The organism is Fusobacterium sp. SYSU M8D902 (genome assembly GCF_040199715.1).
GTDB lineage: Bacteria > Fusobacteriota > Fusobacteriia > Fusobacteriales > Fusobacteriaceae > Fusobacterium_A.
In genome coordinates this window covers 155,944-174,415 of the sequence record NZ_JBEFNA010000002.1, presented here as the reverse complement: position 1 = coordinate 174,415, position 18,472 = coordinate 155,944, and the positions used below count along the sequence as shown (strand labels likewise).

Sequence of the window (18,472 nt, the reverse complement as noted above, 5' to 3'; positions counted from 1 at the left end):
ATGAGTGAACAAAAGAGAAATGAACTTGGGGTATTTTTTCATATGATGTATGAACTGAATAAAGGACTTAGAAGTTTAGCTCTTTTAACAACTACTACAGAAAATTTTGAATTGATAAAAGATAGGTTAAGTAAGTGCAACTATGAATATATCCTTGAGAATTTAAAATCTGGATATGTGAATGTCTTTTTCGGAACAAAGGAGTGTATAGATGTTTTAAAGAGATTTAAGAAGAACTCTTTAAGAGATTTTTCACCAGAGGAAGACTTTATACTTGGGGTTTTGTTAGGATATAATGTACAACAGCAGTGTAAAAGATATATTAATAGAAAAAAAGTGAGTTAAAAAATAAAGCAGTTGAACACTGCTTTATTTTTTTGATAGTCAAAATATATATAAAGATTACAAAACAATTAAATATTATTCAAAATAATTTTTTTGAAAAATCTTGAATTATTATAAAAAAAGGTGTATACTAAAAAAATAAATCAAATGGGTATAAATTATAAATAGAGGGTGATTAAATGAATAAAAAAATGCTCCCAGATTTCTATGGAATACTGGAAATACAGCACTATATCAAGGGAAGGATAAGACTTAAAGTAAACTCTCTGATAGGAGATGAAGAGAAGAGTCAAGAGTTAAAAAACAGATTAGTAGGACTGAATGGGATTGAAAGTCTATCTGTAAATCCTTTGGTGGGGAGTATTCTTGTAAAGTTTGACGAGAATCTAGTTGAACCATTAACTTTGATTGGAGCAATCTTAAATATTTTAGATTTAGAAGAGGAAGTATTCACTAAAAGAGAGGGAAAAATATTTTCTGGAATGAAGGAGATTGTTGAAAGTGTAGATTTTGCAATCTACAATAAAACAAAAGGAATATTGGATCTAAAAAGTGTAATCGCTCTTTTATTTATAATTAATGGAATAAAAAAAGTAAGACAAAATCCAATAATGCCTAATGGAGTTAATCTACTATGGTGGGGATTTAATATAGTATCTAAAGGAGGAGGAAAATAGTGAACGGTCTTTTAAAAACAGCATTTCTATATTTTAATAAGATAAAGGTTGTACATAGCATACCAGGAAGACTGAGACTACAGATTCCAGGATTGGATAAGGTACCTGAGGATATGAAAAAATATGAACACTATACAACTAGTATAATAAAGTTAGAAAATGGAATTGAGGAGATAACTTACTCATATGTTACAAGTAAGATTCTTGTAAAATATAATCCACAACTGACTAATGAAAAGAAGATAGTTGAGTGGTTAAATTTTGTATGGAAGAAAATAGTTGATAATGAAGATGTGTACAAAAATATGTCTGTGAAAGAGATAGAGGAAAATCTAGATAAATTTTATGAGATTCTTTATAAAGAATTAAAGAAAGGAAGATAGTATGAAAGGAAGAACTAATAGTCATCTTTTATATTGTGAAGTAATACATAAGATAAGAGGAAGGGTTCGTATAAAATCTAGAGCTTTAAAATTCTTGGGAAGATTAAAAAATGAAATAGAGAAACAGCTAGAGCAGGTAAGATATATAGAGAGTGCAAAAATAAGTGCAGTGACAGGAACAGTAGTAATATATTTTGATGACATAAGTGTCACTGATGACAACTTAATATCTCTTATCCAAAATACTTTGAATGTATATCTTGTTGAGATTTATAGAAATGAGAGAACAGAGAGCAGTAAAAATATTGTAATTGAGAGAAAATTACAAGAGGAGTCGCCAGAGGAGATTATCAAAAAAATAGGTGCTGCCAGTGTAATGTTAGTTTATAACTTTTTTAAGAAAGCACCTCTAACACCAGTAGCTGGAATAAGAAGATTTTTAAATCCTAATACTCTTGGAGTGATGTCACTAGCAGCTCCAGTAATATCTAATGGATTGGGAAGCTTAATAAAAAATAAGAGACCAAATGCAGATACACTGAGTTCAAGTGCTATAATAAGTAGCTTACTTTTAGGAAAAGAGAAAACAGCTTTAACAATTATGATAATGGAAGAGTTTGCAGAGCTTCTGACTGTTTATACAATGAAGAAAACAAGAGGGGCTATAAAAGATATGCTAAGTGTTGGAGAAAACTATGTATGGAAGGTAATGGAAAATGGTAGTATCCAAAAAGTAGCAATAGAAGAGATTGATAAGGGAGATAAGATAGTAGTTCAAACAGGAGAAAAGATAAGTGTTGATGGAACTATTATAAAAGGTGAAGCTTATATAGATCAGTCTTCTATAACAGGTGAATATATGCCTATAACTAAAAAGGTTGGAGAAAATGTATTTGCTGGAACTATTATAAAAAATGGAAATATAACAATAGAAGCTGAAAAAGTAGGAGATGAAAGAACAGTTTCGAGAATTATAAAATTAGTTGAAGATGCTAATTTTAATAAGGCACAGATACAAAACTATGCTGATAATTTTTCGGCACAACTAATACCATTAAACTTCTTGTTGGCTGCAATAGTTTATGGAACAACTAAAAATATTCAAAAAGCAATGAGTATGCTTGTGATAGATTACTCTTGTGGAATAAGATTATCAACAGCAGCAGCTTTTTCTGCAGCAATAAATACAGCGGCAAAAAATGGAATCTTAATCAAGGGAAGTAACTATATTGAAGAGATATCTAAAGCAGATACAATAATTTTTGATAAGACTGGAACAATAACAGAGGGTAGACCTAGTGTACAGACAATAAAAGTTTTAGATAAAGAGTTAACTGAAAATAGAATGTTAACTTATGCAGCAGCAGCAGAAGAGACTTCAACACATCCATTGGCAGTAGCAATTTTAAATGAGATAAAGGATAGAGGACTTGAGATACCTACTCATAGTGAGAATAAAGTTATTGTTGCTAGAGGAATAGAGACTACAATTGAAGAGAGTATAGTTAGAGTTGGTAGTAAGAAATTTATGGAGGAGAATGGAATCTCTACTGAAGAGTTTAACGATGAGGTAAAGGTAATTTTAGGTAGAGGAGAAATTCTTATCTATATAGCAAAAGATAGCAAATTAATAGGACTTATAGGTGTTACTGACCCACCTAGAGAGAATATTAAGAAGACAATTAATAGACTTAGAGGACAGGGAATTGACGAGATAGTATTATTGACTGGAGACTTGGAACAACAAGCTCAAACAATAGCATCAAGAATGTCAATAGATAGTTATGAGTCAGAGTTATTACCAGAGGATAAGGCTAAGAACATATTGGCACTTCAATCTAGAGGAAGCAATGTAATAATGATAGGAGATGGAATAAATGATGCACCAGCTCTTTCATATGCAAATATAGGAGTGGCATTGGGAAGTACTAGAACTGATGTGGCTATGGAGGCAGCAGATATAACAATTACAAAAGATGATCCACTATTGGTACCAGAGGTAATTGGACTATCTAAAAAAACTGTAAAAACAATAAAAGAAAACTTTGCAATGGCAATTGGTATTAACTCATTTGCATTAGTATTAGGTGCTACAGGAATATTACCAGCAATATATAGTTCTGTTATGCACAATATGACAACAATATTAGTTGTAGGAAATTCTTTAAAACTTTTAAAATATAAATTAAAAAATTAAGGAGAGATTGATGAAAAAACTCAATGTAACATTGATACATAAGTTACCTAACAGAGTCAGATTAAAATTATCTGAACCAATTAAATGTTTTGAGACATTTAAATATAATGTTACTAAGGATAACGAATGTATAGAATTAAGATACAGTCCAGTTACTAAGAGTGTAGTAGCAACTTTTAATCCTGAAAAAATAAATTTGCAGGAGATTATCTATAAGATATTGACAGCTTTTTCCATTGAAAATGGAATGATGCCAATAAAACTATTAGATGGAGTGGAGCAAAAAGCCATAGAGAGTTTTGCAATCTATTCAGGAGCATCTATTGTAATGTCAGGAATCAATATGTTATGGAATAAGGGAGATAATAGATTACAGAATATAATGAACTGGTTTTCTATATCTTTAACTTCAGCAGCAATATTAGAACATGCTTGTATTGAGACAAATAGAAAAGGTGTATTTGATTTAGAGATTTTACCAGCTATGTATTTGATAAAATCATTTTTAAATACTCCAAAACTTTCAATAGTAGCTATGATTTGGTTAACAACATTTGGTAGACACCTAATCTCGACAAATAATGAAGCTAAAGAGGTTAAATTTTTTAGAATAAAAAATAAACAGGAAGATAAAGACTACTATATAGCCAATGTATCTGAAGACAATAGTATAGATAATATAGGAGATTTAATTTATCACATATTTTTTAGAAAACATAAAAATACATCAAAAAGTACAGAAAAGTATATAACAATAAATAAATAATAGGAGGTATAGCCATGTTCGGATTTGGATTTGGTGGAAATGGAAATGTAACAAAAGCTCATGTAGTGGGAGCAGCAGTAGGAATAGGAGTAACAGTAGCAGGATACTACCTATACAAAAAAAATAAAGCAAAGGTAGATGCTTTCTTAAGAACTCAAGGAATCAATATCAAAACTTGTGATACTGTAAACTATGAGGATATGTCTGTAGAAGCTTTAACAGAAACAAAAGAGCATATTGAAGATATATTAGCTGAAAGAGAATTAAATGGAGCTACTTGTGAAGCTTGTGAAATAGCAGAAGCAAAATAGTTATAAAAGGTTGAATTGAGAGATACTATTTTTCTAAATTTTAGAAAATAGTATCTCTTTTTTTATATAAATTATATAAAAATTTTCTTTTCTTATTTAAATATAGTGTTGTATAATTAAATATAACATATTAAGGGAGAAGCAGTATGAGAGATAGAAAAAAAGATTTTGGGTTAGCAATTATAATAATAGTGTTAATAGTGGTATTTGTATCAGGAATCGTATACTTTGGAATAAAATCAATGGGTGGGAAGATAAAAGTTGAGGAAAAAAGTAGTGAAATTTTAAAAATAAGGAAAGAAGTAGGTGGAGTTGTAGCCGAACTTAATAAAAAGTTAGATAAGATAAGTAATGGTGATGTTATTCCAGAAAAACATAAAAAAATACTGGAGATGAAAAAAGAGGCTCAAAGAGAGAATAATGTTACTAAGCCAAAGAAAGTAGTGAAGGCATATAAAAAAAATGGAGTGGAGTATGAATACTATAGTGATGGAACTGTAAAAAGTGAAAAAAATTATATAGATGGATTAAAAGATGGGCGAGAGATAGAGTACTATAGTAATGGAAAGATAAAGAGAGAGATAAACTATATAAATGGATTAAAAAATGGAAAGGAAGCTCAATATTATCCAAATGGAATTATAGCTAAAGAGATAAATTATGACAGTGGAATAAAGAATGGAAAGTTTTATGAAAACTATGAGAACGGAAATGTAAAGATAGCTGGAGAGTATAATTCAGATAAGTTGGATAAAAAATTTATAAGATATAATAGTAGTGGACAAAAAGAGGTTGAAATAAACTATAATTTAGGGAAAAAAGAGGGGAAAAGTATAGAGTATATAGGTGGAAGAGTATTATCCGAGGTGGAGTATAAAAATGATATGAGAGAGGGATATTACTATTTAAACAACTATAATGGTGGTTTGGAGCTAGAGGGAAACTTTGTAAATAATAAGAAAGCAGGGGTATGGAAAAGATACAATAGAGCTAGAAAGTTGATTTCAGAGGAAAACTACCAAGAGGGAGTTTTGAATGGAGTCTACTCAAATTACTATGAGAATGGAAATATAAAAGAAAATGGAAATTATAGAGATGGATATCTAGATGGATATGTCAATATTTATAATGAGAATGGAGAACTTTTAAGAAAAATTAATTATATCAGAGGTCAAAAAGAGGGAAAAGTTGAAAATTACTATTCAGATGGAAAAATTTTAAGTGAGGAAAATTATAGAAACAATCTACTTAATGGTGAGTATAAAGAGTACAGTAGAGATGGTAAGATAGTGACACTGGGTATCTATGTAAATGGATTTAGAAGTGGTGAGTGGAGGAGATATGATGAAGTTGGAAAAAATGTAGATATCTATAGCTATAATGAAAATGGAGAGTTAGACGGAAAAATAATCAACTATATTCCAACAGATTTTTCAAGAAAATCATATTTTAAAAAGGAAACAGAGTTTAAAAATGGTATTTTAGATGGAAATTATATAATGTATGATACAAAGAATAGGGTTTCTGAAAAAGGTTTCTATAAAAATAATGAAAAAGATGGAAAATGGGTAAATTATGTTGATGGAATGATAGTTTCAGAGGAGAACTATCTAGATGGAAAAAGAGATGGATTACAGAGATATTACTATACAAATGGAAAAGTTAGTGAAGAGTATCTGTATAAAAACGGAAAAGAGATTGAGGCTAGAGCTTACTCTTTAGATGGTAAATTAACTTATGAGAAGAGATAGAGATATATAGGTGAGATATCAAAAGAGTGTATAAAATTAAGAAGTTGATTAACAGAAAAGCTAATCAACTTCTTTTTATAATCTAGAGAGTGTAAATAATTTTGTATTGCTCTTAGAAGAACTCTCCATTGTCACAGTAGTTTTCTCCTTGTAATGGGAAGAAAATTACACAACAATCCTTATTTCCATTGATTTTTTTGATGAATTTAGTTATAAAATCAGCAACCTGTTTTTTAACTTCTGGTGTTCTTTCAAACCAGAAAAGTTCAACAAAAGTATATCCTTCAACAATCTTTCCATCAAAAATATATTCAGTGTCAATATGCTCAATAGTGAACCAAGTTCTATCGCATTTTACTATGTCAGTAAGTCCATCTATAAGCTCCTTGCTGTTTTCAATAATTGGCTCTTTAGCCATACCTCTAATTTTTAAATGTGGCATATATCCTCCTAATAATATTTATAAATTTTCCTTTTCAGGAATTAAAGTTACATCAATATAGTTGTTTAAATTGATTGCTTCTCTATTGACTTTCCATAGATTCTCTCTATTCATAAGAGTTTTATACTCAGTTGGAGTAGCAATCTTATAATTTGGAACAGTTATATCTTGATATAGATAGTTAAACCAGAAATAATTCTCTTTTACCTCTGTATTATACGATAATTCATAGTTTTTTACAACACTATTAATCTTTTTATTATCAATATCTTTGTATAGTAGATTATTTAAAGTTTTAAAAACAGCATCTTTTATCTCATCAACTCTTGAGGTGTCACAACTATATGCAATAATCATCTTGTTTTCTCCATAGTAATTAGGTGATAGTAGAGTTTTTGATGAGATAGAGTAAACACCACCAATTTTTTCTCTGATCTCCTCAATAAGAGCTATATCCAAGATCTGTGAAAATCCATTGTAAAGAGTCTTTTCAAAATAACCATATTGAGAGTTATATGGAAAGATCAGAGTGACAGTTGCTTTTTTATCTACACCTTTAATAATATCTTTTTTTACAATGTCCTTAGGAATATTTAAATCCAATGGTTTTACAGTGTTAGACTCCTTTTTACTAGGAAGAGAGGCAACAAATTTTTTCAGATTATCTTCTAAAGTTAATGTATCAAATGAACCTACCACAATTAGATTATAATCAGAAAAATTACTAAATTTTTTCTTGTACTCTTTTAAAAGATTATCCTTGCTTAGATAATTGAGATCTTTAAGAGTTAAAGGTGCTCTTCTAGGGTTATTACCACTGTAAAGTTTATTAATCTCATCTCTATATACAGCTCTTGGCGAGTTATTTCTACTTAAAATACTCTCTTTTAGCTCTTCAAGAGAGTTACTATAGATTGTGTCATCAACCTTAGGTTGGTATATTAAGTAGTTCATATATTCAAGTGCTGTTTCAAGATTAGCTCTATCTGTTGTAATTAAAAATCCTTGTTCATAGTCGTTGATATAAGAGGAGATAGAGAAATTTTTTCCTTTCATAAAAGTCTCAATATCTTTAGGATTAAGATTTCCTACTCCAGATCTTTCAATTACCATAGGTGCAATAAGAGAGTTTATAAATCCAGAGTAATCCTCATTAGAGCTCCCCTCTTTTTTAAATAGTTTAATTAAAATTTTGTCCTTATCAAAGTCAGTTTTTTTACTATAGACTTTGATACCATTTGAAAGAGTATACTCCCCACTATTTTGTTTAGTTATTGTTCCAGCAGTTGTTTCTATTGGTAGAAGTTTAACTGGTTGTATGGAAAAATCAAAGTTTTCTTTAGATGACTTACTACTATTTATAATATTTTTTAGGGCTATATCATCAATTTTTCCCTGCTCAGTACTAGTTGTTAAAAAGTAAAGAGAATCTTTTTGAAAAATCTCACTTGCTCTACTATTTAATTCAGAGATATTAATTGAGTCAAGTAATTTAGAGTAGATAGCAAACTCTTGATCAATATCTAAAAAACTTTCATCAGACATAATATGCTCAACTAAAGAGTCAGCGTAGTTATCATGAGTGATACTATCTTTATTGGCTAAGATATTTTTATAGTTATTTAAAAGATTTTCTTTTTCTAACTGAAGCTCATATTCAGTGACACCATTTTTAGAGATAGATTTGAAAAACTGATTAAATAGTGTAATTCCCTCTTCAAGTCTATCATTTTTTATCACAGTGGCAGAGGTAAAAATATCTCTAGAGTTACTAATATCATATTTGTAGACTATAGATTCCAAAAGTGGAGTATTACTATTTTTTTGAAGATTGGATAATCTTGTGTTAATAATATTAAAAAGAAGTTGATCAACAATAAATTTTTTCATTGATTCTTCACTATTGATGACATCTCTATCTAAAATTTTTGTAATAGAGAATGAATTATATCTTATCTCATCATCAGAGAAAGTTATGAATTTATTTTTTAAATCTTTAATCTCATACTCTTTAGGAATAGAACCTTTAACCATACTATTGTAGTTAAAATATTTTTTTATGTACTCTTCTACCTTTTTTACATCAAAATCACCAACTGCTACAACAGATATATTCTCAGGCTGATACCATTTTTGATAAAAACCTTTAAGTAGCTCTCTGTTAGCTCCATTGATTATTTTAGGTAGACCAATTGGGAATCTGTCATAGTATCTTGAGCCTTCAAAAATAGCTTTTTTTTGGACATCTCCAAGACGTTGCTCCAAGCCTTGACTCAATCTCCATTCCTCAATTACAATTTTTTTCTCATTTTCTACCTCTTGAGAGTCTAAAGTAGCTTCACTTGCCCACTCTCTTAGTACTTCAAAACCATTTTCCAACTCTTTAGGAGTAGTGGGAACAAGAAGTTTATAGACTGTTCTATCAAAAGATGTATAGGCATTCAAATCTCCACCAAAGCTCAAACCAATAGATTGTAGATATTTAATCAATTCATTTTTTTCAAATTTATTAGTACCATTAAATGCCATATGCTCCATGAAGTGTGCTATTCCCTGTTCGTTGTCCTCTTCCATTAATGAACCTGTTTTAACAACTAAATTTAATAGTGCTTTGTTCTCTGGTTTGCTATTTTTATAGATATAGTAGTGTATACCATTTTCTAATTTTCCTGAAACTAAGTTTTTACTATCTTCTAATTGTATAGCAAAACTGAGTAAAGAAAAACTTAAAAATAAAATAAAAATTATAAAATTTCTTAAAAATTTCATAGCTTCCTCCTAATTTGTTGTAGTATTTATTTCTAAAATATTTTAACATATTTTAAAATAGAAAGCTATTAAGATATTCCAAAGTAAACTATATGCAGATTATAGAATAAAATTTCTAGAGATATTTTTATAAAAATGATATAATTAGAATGAAGAATATATATTTTGAAGGGAGAGAAGATGAATTTTAGAGTTGTTTTAATACACGGATTTAATCAAAGTTATAGAGATATGATACCTCTTCAAGAACACCTTGAATTATTGGGATATAGAGTTGAAAATCTAAATTTTCCATTGACATTTCCAGATATAAAGTTTTCTCAAGAGATGTTAAAAAACTTTTTATTAGATTTAAAATATAGTGGGCTTAGTGAAAAAGAGGAGATTGTTTTAGTGGGATATGATCTTGGGGGAAAACTAATAGCTAGTACTTTAAAAGATGAGAAGGTTAAAGGAATAGTGGATAAGATAATACTTATAGCAGCACCTTTGAGGGATTCTGTGATACACAGAAGAATGAAGAGAGTTTTTCCACTATTAGATAAAATATTTAAACCCTTGGCACTTTTAAATAAAAAGAATAGTATTGAATTAGATGAGTCAATACAAGTAGGAGTAATAATTGGGACAGAGCCATATGGAATATTCTCTAGATGGTTAGGAGAGTATAGTGATGGAGTAGTAAATTATAAAGAGTGTCTGTATGGAAAAGCCAAAGAAGTTTTAAAAATCCCATTGATTCATAAAGAGATACATAAAAAAATGGGAACAGCAAGATATGTAAATAATTTTATTTCAAAAGGTGTTTTTAGAACTGAATAGGAGGGATTAATTATGGAAAAAGAGATTAAAAATTATGTTGAACTGATTATAAGAAAAGGGATAAATATACAAAAAGGACAGATTTTAGTAGTTAACTCTCCAGTTGAGACTTATGATTTTACTAGACAGGTTGTAAATGAAGCCTATAAACAGGGTGCTGGTGAAGTTGTTGTGCATTGGAATGATGAGGTATGTGGAAAGTATAGATATCTATATGGAGATGATGAAATTTTTGATATTTTTCCAGATTGGCAAAAGGAGTCATTGGAGTACTATAGAAAAAAAGGGGCTGCCTTTCTAAGTATCTATGCAAATGATCCAGATATTTTAAAAGATGTTGATGCTGATAGAGTAGCAAGACAGCAAAAAGCTAAGAGTATAGCTCTTAAAGAGTATTATGAAAATGTTATGGGAAATAGTAATCAATGGTCAGTTGTTTCTGTACCAACACAAGCTTGGGCAAATAGAGTTTTCCCAGAGTTAAAAGATGAGTATGCAATGTCAGAACTATGGAAATTAATATTGAATATAGTTAGAGCTGATAAAGAAAATCCAATACTAGAGTGGGAAAAACATCTCAATAACTTGAAAGAGAGAACAGCATTTTTAAATGATAAAAAATTTAAAAAGTTAATCTATAAAAATTCAAAGGGAACAAACTTAGAGATAGAATTGCCAGAGAACCATAGATGGATAAGTGGAGGAGAGGAGTCGAAATCTGGAGTTTATTTTGTAGCGAATATTCCAACTGAGGAGATATTTACAATGCCACATAGAGATAAAGTAAATGGTATAGTGGTTAGTAGTAAACCTCTAATCTATGGTGGCAATACAATTAATCAATTTAGATTAAAATTTGTAAACGGAAAAGTAGTGGAGTATTCAGCTGAAGTGGGAGAGGAGATCTTAGGAAAATTATTAAACACAGATGAAAGTTCGAGTTATCTAGGAGAGGTAGCCTTAGTAGAGTATAACTCACCAATATCTAATTCAAGAAAAATTTTCTATAATACTTTATATGATGAAAATGCTTCAAGTCACTTAGCTTTAGGTGGTGCATACCCAGTGTGTATAGAGGGAAGTGAAAATCTTTCTGAGGAGGAGTTAAAAGAGAGAGGAATGAATATCTCTTTAGTTCACGAAGACTTTATGATAGGAACAGAGGATATGGAGATAATAGGTGTAGATTCTCAAGGAAATGAGATCACAATAATGAAAGATGGAAATTTTGCCTTTACTATTTAATAGAAAAGGAATATAATATAGTTCCTTGGCAGGGGAGTGTATAACTCAAAATAAGCTGTTGCACCAGTTGCAACAGCTTATTTCTATATCTTAACTATTTTATAAATTATCTTTTCTTTAATAAAGATTTACCAGGTATTCCAGGTTTTGTCATCTCAAATGGATTTAAGATAATATCCAAATCCTCTTTTGATAATAATCCTCTCTGTAAAACAATCTCAGCAACAGGTACACCAGTTTTTATAGATTCTTTAGCTATTTCAGCAGCATTTTTATAACCAATATGTGGGTTTAATGCTGTAATTATACCAACACTTCTATCTACCCAATATTTACAGTTAGTTTCTTGTGCTGATATACCTTTTAAACAGTTTTCTATAAATGTAACTATACCATTTTTTAGGATCTCTATTGATTGGAATATATTGAAGAATAAAACAGGTTCAAAAACGTTTAATTCTAATTGTCCAGCTTCAGCAGCTTTTGTAATAGTGATGTCATTACCAAAAATTTGGAAACAAACTTGGTTTAAAACTTCTGGAATAACAGGGTTTACCTTACCAGGCATAATAGATGAACCAGGTTGTTGTTGTGGAAGTAGTATCTCAGCAAGACCAGCTTTTGGTCCAGATGCCATAAGTCTTATGTCGTTAGCTGTTTTAGATAGGTTAACAGCACAAGTTTTTAGTGCTGATGATAACCAAACAAAACTATCAAGGTTTCTAGTTCCGTCTACAAGATCAGCAGATTGTTTGAAATCAAATCCAGTAACTTCTGAAAGTATTCTAACAACATTTTTAACATACTCCACATCAGCATTGATACCAGTACCAACAGCAGTAGCTCCCATATTAACATAAGTAAGCTCCTCAACTGCAGCAGATATTCTTTTAATATCTCTAAGAACAGGTTGAGAGAAAGCTCTAAACTCTTGTCCTAGTCTTATAGGTACAGCATCTTGAAGGTGTGTTCTTCCCATTTTTATAACATGATCAAACTCATCTCCCTTAGCTTGTAAAGTATCATATAGATATTGTAAATCAACAAGTAGATCTTTTATTAAAAGCTGAACAGTTAATTTACCAGCAGTAGGAACAACGTCATTAGTAGATTGTCCATAGTTAACATGATCATTAGGGTGACATTTATCATATTTTCCTAACTCTCCACCTAAAATTTCATTAGCTCTATTAGCTATAACTTCGTTCATATTCATATTCATTGATGTTCCAGCTCCACCTTGGATAACATCAGTAATAAATTGATCTCTAAATTTTCCACTAATAATCTCTTCAGCAGCTTGTATCATTGCTCTTTCTACATCTTCAGAGATAACTCCAGCTTCAAAGTTTGCTCTTGATGTAGCTTTTTTAACATAAGCAAGTGCAGTGATAAATGTATCATTTAATCCATACCCTGTAATATGAAAATTATTTTTTCCTCTTAGTGATTGTACTCCGTAGTAAGCATCAACAGGAACTTGTAGTGTACCAATTGAGTCGCTTTCTAATCTATATTTTTCCATTCTAATCTCCTCCAACTTTTAGAAAATTTCCTATATATTATTATCATACTTTCATTTTGATCTTTTTTCAACCGAAAAATATGATTTTAGTTTCAAAAAATATATTAAAATATTATTGTTGGATATATTCATTAAATAATAATATATAAAATTAATAATTTTAAAAATAAAAATGAAAAATTTCAATAAAATAAAAATAAATTATCAAAAAAATTTTTTAAAAAATGTTTGAAAAATAGCTTATATTGTTTCAAATAAGGGAAAAATAAAAAACTTTTTTCAAAGAAAATAGTATTGAATTATAAAAATTATAAATAGTGAAAAAATATTTTCAAATATAATTTCAACGAAAATAAAGATCAAATAATAACCAAAATTTTATGTGAGAAGATAAAAAAAACATAATTTTGGATAAAAATTACCAAAATTATGTTTTAAATTTAGTTTAGATATTCTGAAAATATAGAAAATTTAATTGCTTCAATTGAAATATCAATATTACTTGTAATTTTAATTTTCAAGATATCGTTCTTATCAATTAGAGATTTAATAGTGTGATTGAATATAGCGTGGAAGTTTCTTTTACCAACTGGTAAAATCTTATTGACATAGTTATCTATCTTAAGTTGCTCAATAGCCACACAGTTATCTCCAGTAATAGTGACAGATATATTTCCTTCTCTATTAGGATCTTTTCTAGTGATGTTTTTAACTCTTATAACAACTTCTATCAAATCCTCTTTTTTTAAGGAGTTTGGAATAGTAACCTCTGTTTCATAAGTTCTATAGTCATTAGTTCTAAATTTATCACATATAAAATTGTATTGATTGATAGTTTGCTCTCCACAAATATCTATTTGCATAAGTTTTTTAATCTCTTCTACAGGAAGTTTTTTTCCTAAAAGATACATCAGTTTTGTAACAGCAGCCTCAGGTGTTAGATCTACACCACTTATTACACCAGCATCAGTAAGTTTAGCACTAGCTTCATAGAGTCCCATTTTAACAAAACCTCTACTACATTGTGTAATATCTACAATGACTATTCCTTTTGAGGAGATATATTTTAAAACATCTAAAAACTCTTTGTTTGTAGGTGCATTTCCATTTCCAAAAGTTTTTAATATAACTCCCTTTATATTGATTGTTTCAAATATACTTTTTAAATAGCTTGGATTTAACCCTGGAAATAATTCAAGAATGACTACTTCATTATTTATGACAGGATCTATATAAAATTTTTCAGAAGATAGAGGTAAGATTCTATCTTTTATAACTCTAATATCTGCCCCTACCTCTGCAATAGCAGGATAGTTAGGAGAGGCAAAACCAAAGTAATTAGTAGCATCAATCTTTCTAGATCTATTTCCTCTCAAGAGTGTATCCCTAAAAAATATACAAACTTCTGGAACAAGTTTTACTCCATAGATCTCATTTCCAGCAATATGTATAGCAGTTATCAGATTTTGTAAAGCATCACTCCTAGAGAATTGAAGTGGTACTTGAGATCCTGTTAAGACAACAGGTTTATTTAGATTTTTTAGCATGAAAGACAGGGCTGATGCAGTAAAAGCCATAGTATCAGTACCGTGTAAAATAACGAATCCACGATATTCATCATAGTGTTTACCTATGAATTTAGCTAGATCCACCCAGATATCAGGAGACATATCTGAAGAATCTATAAGAGGATCAAATTGATAGTAATCAGTAGAATATCTATTCAAAATAGGATGCTCTTTAGTAATCTCATTCCAATCATTGGCAGGACGAAGAGGACTACTACTATCATTTTCATCACTATGGACCATTCCTATAGTTCCTCCAGTGTTAATTATCATTATTTTATCTAACATAACTCCTCCATTATCTTATTATTATTTTATTTGAGACAGAGTTAACATCTTCACAACCTGTTAGTATCATAGCTTGAACAAGTTGATTTTTTAAAGTGTTTACTATTGTTGTAACTCCCTCTTTTCTTCCCCCAATAGATCCCCAGATAAGAGGTCTTCCCACTAGAACACCTTTAGCACCTAAGGCAAGGTATTTTAGAATGTCAACTCCCTCTCTAACTGAACCATCAGCTAAAATAGTTAGTTTATCCCCAACTGCTTTAACAATATCTTCTAAAACTTCACAACTACTTTGACAATAGTCTAAAACTCTTCCACCATGATTAGAGACAACAATAGTGTCAACTCCAGCTTCAGCACAAGCAAGTGCATCCTCTACACACATAATACCTTTAGCAATAAATGGAAGTTTTGTAGAGTTTACTAGCTCTTTTAGTTCAGAGATAGATTTAGGACCAACAGGTTGTCCAAATAGTTTCATTGTAACTAAACCAGCACCATCCAAGTCAACTCCTACAGCAATAGCACCAGCTTCCTCAGCCATTCTTATTCTCTTTATTATCTCCTCATTACTTCTAGGTTTGATAATTGCTACTCCATAACCATTAGCTTTTTTTATAGCTTTTAATCCAAATTCAAAGCAAGTTGGATCTCCAGTATCTCCAATCATACCGATAGTACCAGCTTCTAAACATCCAAGAATTACATCTTCACAGTATTCTTCTTCAGTAACTCCACCACCCATATTAAATTTAGTACCTGTAATTGGAGCACCTAATACTGGGAAATCAATCTCTTTTCCCCAAAGGGTAGTTTTTAAAATAGGATCCTTAGCATTATGAATTGTCTTTAGAATTAAGTTGATCTCTTTTAGTTTAGTGTAGTTTCTTTTGAAAGATGATGCACTTCCTGTTCCACCCATTCCAGGAACTTTTCCAGCACACCATACCCCATCACATACCTTACACAAGTTACAAAATCCTTTCATTTTCTCTTTAGCGTTTTCTTTTAAAGTATTTAATTCCAATTGAATTCACCACCATTTTGTTATTAATTCTCTAAATTTATGATATATCATTATAATTACAATGTCAATTGAAATAGAACAAATTAATAAAAAGTTGATATAGAAATTTAAAAAATATTGACAAAAAATGTAAAATAAAGTAATCTATGGATAATAAGAGAATTTTTTTTAATACAAATTAAGAGAGGGTGGAAGAAACATGACAAGTAAAACTGTTGAAATCACAAATGAAACTGGATTACATACTAGACCAGGAAACGAGTTTGTAAGCTTAGCAAAAACTTTTTCTTCTCAAATAGAAGTTGAAAATGAAGCTGGAAAGAAAGTAAAAGGGACTTCTCTTTTAAAATTACTTTCATTAGGAATTAAAAAAGGAACTAAAGTGACTGTATATGCTGAAGGAGCCGACGAAGCTGAGGCAGTTGAAAAATTAGGAGACCTTCTAGCAAACTTAAAAGACTAATTTCACTACAGAAGGTACTTTTTATAAGTACCTTCTTTTTTATGAAAAAATAATTGACAATGATTGTGAGGGAAAAAATATGAGTAAAATAGTTAAGGGTATTGAAGCATCTCCTGGAATAGCAATTGGAAAGATATTTCTATATAAAGAAGCAGAAGTAACTATTGATGATAAGAGAAAATGCGATTCTGATTGTGAAAAAGAGAGATTATTAAACGGTAGAGAAAAATCAAAAGAGCAATTACTAAAAATCAGAGAAAAAACAGCTCAAAAATTAGGTGAGGATAAAGCTGCAATATTTGATGGACATATAACTTTATTAGAAGATGAGGATCTATTTGATGAAGTAGTAGAGATCATAGATGATGAAGAGATAAGTGCTGAAGCAGCATTACAAAGAGGAATAGATGAGTATTGTGAAATGCTTGCTAACTTAGAAGATGAGTACCTAAGAGAGAGAGCTGCAGACTTAAGAGATATCGGTAAGAGATGGATATACAACGTAGCAGGTGTAGAGATATTAGATTTAGGATCACTACCACCTAATACAGTAATAGCAGCAAAAGATTTAACACCTTCAGATACTGCTCAAATTGATCTACAAAATGTAGTAGCTTTCATAACTGAAATTGGAGGAAAAACTGCCCACTCTTCAATTATGGCTAGATCATTAGAGTTACCTGCAGTAGTAGGAACTGGAAATATTTGTTCATTAGTTAACAGTGGAGATACTGTTATAGTAGATGCTTTAAAAGGTGATATAGTAATAAATCCAACTGAGGAAGAGATTGCAAAATATCAAGAGAAGAGAGAAAACTTCTTTGCTGAAAAAGAGCTTTTAAAGCAATTAAAAGATAAAGAAGCTGTATCAAAAGATGGAATAAAAGTTGGAGCTTGGGGAAATATAGGTTCTCCAAAAGATATAGAGGGATTATTAAGAAATGGAGCAAAGGGAATAGGATTATATAGAACTGAATTCCTTTTCATGAATAATGATAGATTCCCAACTGAAGATGAGCAATTTGAAGCTTATAAGATAGTTGCTGAAAAGATGGAAGGAAAGCCAGTAACTATAAGAACTATGGATATAGGTGGAGATAAGTCTCTTCCATATATGCAATTACCAAAAGAGGAGAACCCATTCCTTGGATGGAGAGCAATCAGAGTATGTCTAGATAGAACAGAGATCTTAAAAACTCAATTTAGAGCTTTATTAAGAGCTTCAGCTTTCGGATATATTAAAATAATGCTTCCTATGATTATGGATATTACAGAGATAAGAAGAGCTAGAGCTATACTAGAAGAGTGTAAAGCTGAATTAAGAGAAGAGGGAGCTAAGTTTGATGAAAATATAGCTTTAGGAATAATGGTAGAAACTCCAGCAGTTGCTTTCAGAGCTAGAAGTTTTGCTGAAGAGGTAGATTTCTTCTCAATAGGAACAAATGACTTAACACAATATACATTAGCAGTAGATAGAGGAAATGAAAATATTTCTCACCTATACAACACATATAATCCAGCTGTTTTAGAAGCAATAAGAATGGCAATAAAAGGAGCACATGAGGCTGGAATAACAATATCTATGTGTGGAGAGTTTGCTGGAGATGAAAATGCAACAGCTATCCTATTTGGAATGGGGCTAGATGCATTCTCAATGTCAGCTATTTCAATACCTAGAATTAAGAAGAATATAATGTCTTTAGATAAAGCTAAATGTGAGGCTTTAGTAGAAGAAGTAATGTCACAAAAAACACCAGATGAAGTTTTAGAAGTTGTAAAAAAATTCAATAAAGAGAACATGAGATAAAAAAATATTTTTAGAGTTACCATTGTTATGGTAGCTCTTTTTTTATGGGGAGTTGTAGAGATAAAAAAATAATTTAAAAACTACTT

The 18,472-nt window shown here is 30.1% G+C and carries 15 protein-coding genes and 1 pseudogene; 11 read left to right on the top strand and 5 right to left on the bottom strand.

Annotated elements, in window-relative coordinates:
• The 7 genes from ABNK64_RS02160 to ABNK64_RS02130 all read left to right on the top strand — a co-directional run bounded on the left by ABNK64_RS02160 (position 1) and on the right by ABNK64_RS02130 (position 6,430).
• The gene (locus ABNK64_RS02160) at positions 1–345 is read left to right on the top strand and encodes a DUF2023 family protein (RefSeq protein ID WP_291256074.1); all 345 of its coding nucleotides are present in this window, start codon (positions 1–3) and stop codon (positions 343–345) included.
• Positions 346–524: 179 nt separating this feature from the next.
• Positions 525–1,022, top strand: coding sequence for an HMA2 domain-containing protein (locus ABNK64_RS02155; RefSeq protein WP_349763329.1), 498 nt, complete (start codon positions 525–527; stop codon positions 1,020–1,022).
• On the top strand, positions 1,019–1,405 hold the full coding sequence (locus ABNK64_RS02150) for an HMA2 domain-containing protein (RefSeq protein WP_291256088.1): 387 nt from the start codon (positions 1,019–1,021) through the stop codon (positions 1,403–1,405). Before ABNK64_RS02155 ends, ABNK64_RS02150 begins: the two co-directional genes overlap by 4 nt.
• A gap of 1 nt (position 1,406) precedes the next feature.
• Positions 1,407–3,602: a heavy metal translocating P-type ATPase gene (locus ABNK64_RS02145; protein ID WP_349763328.1), complete on the top strand. Its 2,196-nt coding sequence runs from the start codon at positions 1,407–1,409 to the stop codon at positions 3,600–3,602.
• 10 nt (positions 3,603–3,612) lie between these two features.
• Positions 3,613–4,368: a hypothetical protein gene (locus ABNK64_RS02140; RefSeq protein ID WP_291256077.1), complete on the top strand. Its 756-nt coding sequence runs from the start codon at positions 3,613–3,615 to the stop codon at positions 4,366–4,368.
• 14 nt (positions 4,369–4,382) lie between these two features.
• Positions 4,383–4,679, top strand: coding sequence for a hypothetical protein (locus ABNK64_RS02135; RefSeq protein WP_291256078.1), 297 nt, complete (start codon positions 4,383–4,385; stop codon positions 4,677–4,679).
• Between the two features lie 146 nt (positions 4,680–4,825).
• Positions 4,826–6,430 carry a toxin-antitoxin system YwqK family antitoxin gene (locus ABNK64_RS02130; protein ID WP_349763327.1) on the top strand — a complete coding sequence of 535 codons (1,605 nt, stop codon included), beginning with the start codon at positions 4,826–4,828 and terminating at the stop codon, positions 6,428–6,430.
• Between the two features lie 112 nt (positions 6,431–6,542).
• On the opposite strand, the gene ABNK64_RS02125 is transcribed toward ABNK64_RS02130, so the two are convergent.
• Positions 6,543–6,872 (bottom strand): DUF1904 domain-containing protein, encoded by a 330-nt coding sequence (locus tag ABNK64_RS02125; protein ID WP_291256081.1) that lies wholly within the window; start codon positions 6,870–6,872, stop codon positions 6,543–6,545.
• An 18-nt stretch (positions 6,873–6,890) separates the two neighbouring features.
• Positions 6,891–9,641, bottom strand: a complete 2,751-nt coding sequence (locus ABNK64_RS02120) for a M16 family metallopeptidase (RefSeq protein ID WP_349763326.1) — start codon at positions 9,639–9,641, stop codon at positions 6,891–6,893.
• Between the two features lie 180 nt (positions 9,642–9,821).
• On the opposite strand from ABNK64_RS02120, the gene ABNK64_RS02115 reads away from it, so the two are divergent.
• Positions 9,822–10,463 (top strand): esterase/lipase family protein, encoded by a 642-nt coding sequence (locus ABNK64_RS02115; RefSeq protein ID WP_291256083.1) that lies wholly within the window; start codon positions 9,822–9,824, stop codon positions 10,461–10,463.
• A 12-nt stretch (positions 10,464–10,475) separates the two neighbouring features.
• Positions 10,476–11,708 (top strand): aminopeptidase, encoded by a 1,233-nt coding sequence (locus ABNK64_RS02110; RefSeq protein ID WP_349763325.1) that lies wholly within the window; start codon positions 10,476–10,478, stop codon positions 11,706–11,708.
• Positions 11,709–11,814: 106 nt separating this feature from the next.
• Here ABNK64_RS02110 and ABNK64_RS02105 read toward each other — a convergent pair whose 3' ends face one another.
• From ABNK64_RS02105 to ABNK64_RS02095, 3 genes and pseudogenes are all read right to left on the bottom strand, one after another.
• On the bottom strand, positions 11,815–13,233 hold the full coding sequence (locus ABNK64_RS02105; RefSeq protein WP_291255934.1) for an aspartate ammonia-lyase: 1,419 nt from the start codon (positions 13,231–13,233) through the stop codon (positions 11,815–11,817).
• 830 nt (positions 13,234–14,063) lie between these two features.
• Positions 14,064–15,089 (bottom strand): annotated as a pseudogene (locus tag ABNK64_RS02100) (asparaginase); the annotation flags it as partial.
• Positions 15,090–15,099: 10 nt separating this feature from the next.
• A complete protein-coding gene (locus ABNK64_RS02095) occupies positions 15,100–16,116 on the bottom strand; it encodes an alpha-hydroxy-acid oxidizing protein (protein ID WP_349763324.1) in 1,017 nt (338 codons plus the stop codon).
• Positions 16,117–16,315: 199 nt separating this feature from the next.
• On the opposite strand from ABNK64_RS02095, the gene ABNK64_RS02090 reads away from it, so the two are divergent.
• Positions 16,316–16,579 (top strand): HPr family phosphocarrier protein, encoded by a 264-nt coding sequence (locus ABNK64_RS02090; RefSeq protein WP_176846374.1) that lies wholly within the window; start codon positions 16,316–16,318, stop codon positions 16,577–16,579.
• Between the two features lie 79 nt (positions 16,580–16,658).
• Complete coding sequence (ptsP, locus tag ABNK64_RS02085; protein WP_291255937.1) at positions 16,659–18,386, top strand: phosphoenolpyruvate--protein phosphotransferase; 1,728 nt, start codon at positions 16,659–16,661, stop codon at positions 18,384–18,386.
• The last annotated feature ends 86 nt before the right edge of the window (positions 18,387–18,472 follow it).

What these genes read in the sequence shown, in the direction of transcription:
- ptsP (WP_291255937.1), top strand. Translation starts at nt 16,659, where the DNA reads ATGAGTAAAATAGTTAAGGGTATTGAAGCATCTCCTGGAATAGCAATT.
- ABNK64_RS02135 (WP_291256078.1), top strand. Translation starts at nt 4,383, where the DNA reads ATGTTCGGATTTGGATTTGGTGGAAATGGAAATGTAACAAAAGCTCAT.
- ABNK64_RS02130 (WP_349763327.1), top strand. Translation starts at nt 4,826, where the DNA reads ATGAGAGATAGAAAAAAAGATTTTGGGTTAGCAATTATAATAATAGTG.
- ABNK64_RS02140 (WP_291256077.1), top strand. Translation starts at nt 3,613, where the DNA reads ATGAAAAAACTCAATGTAACATTGATACATAAGTTACCTAACAGAGTC.
- ABNK64_RS02155 (WP_349763329.1), top strand. Translation starts at nt 525, where the DNA reads ATGAATAAAAAAATGCTCCCAGATTTCTATGGAATACTGGAAATACAG.
- ABNK64_RS02090 (WP_176846374.1), top strand. Translation starts at nt 16,316, where the DNA reads ATGACAAGTAAAACTGTTGAAATCACAAATGAAACTGGATTACATACT.
- ABNK64_RS02125 (WP_291256081.1), bottom strand. Translation starts at nt 6,872, where the DNA reads ATGCCACATTTAAAAATTAGAGGTATGGCTAAAGAGCCAATTATTGAA.
- ABNK64_RS02120 (WP_349763326.1), bottom strand. Translation starts at nt 9,641, where the DNA reads ATGAAATTTTTAAGAAATTTTATAATTTTTATTTTATTTTTAAGTTTT.
- ABNK64_RS02110 (WP_349763325.1), top strand. Translation starts at nt 10,476, where the DNA reads ATGGAAAAAGAGATTAAAAATTATGTTGAACTGATTATAAGAAAAGGG.
- ABNK64_RS02160 (WP_291256074.1), top strand. Translation starts at nt 1, where the DNA reads ATGAGTGAACAAAAGAGAAATGAACTTGGGGTATTTTTTCATATGATG.
- ABNK64_RS02145 (WP_349763328.1), top strand. Translation starts at nt 1,407, where the DNA reads ATGAAAGGAAGAACTAATAGTCATCTTTTATATTGTGAAGTAATACAT.
- ABNK64_RS02115 (WP_291256083.1), top strand. Translation starts at nt 9,822, where the DNA reads ATGAATTTTAGAGTTGTTTTAATACACGGATTTAATCAAAGTTATAGA.
- ABNK64_RS02105 (WP_291255934.1), bottom strand. Translation starts at nt 13,233, where the DNA reads ATGGAAAAATATAGATTAGAAAGCGACTCAATTGGTACACTACAAGTT.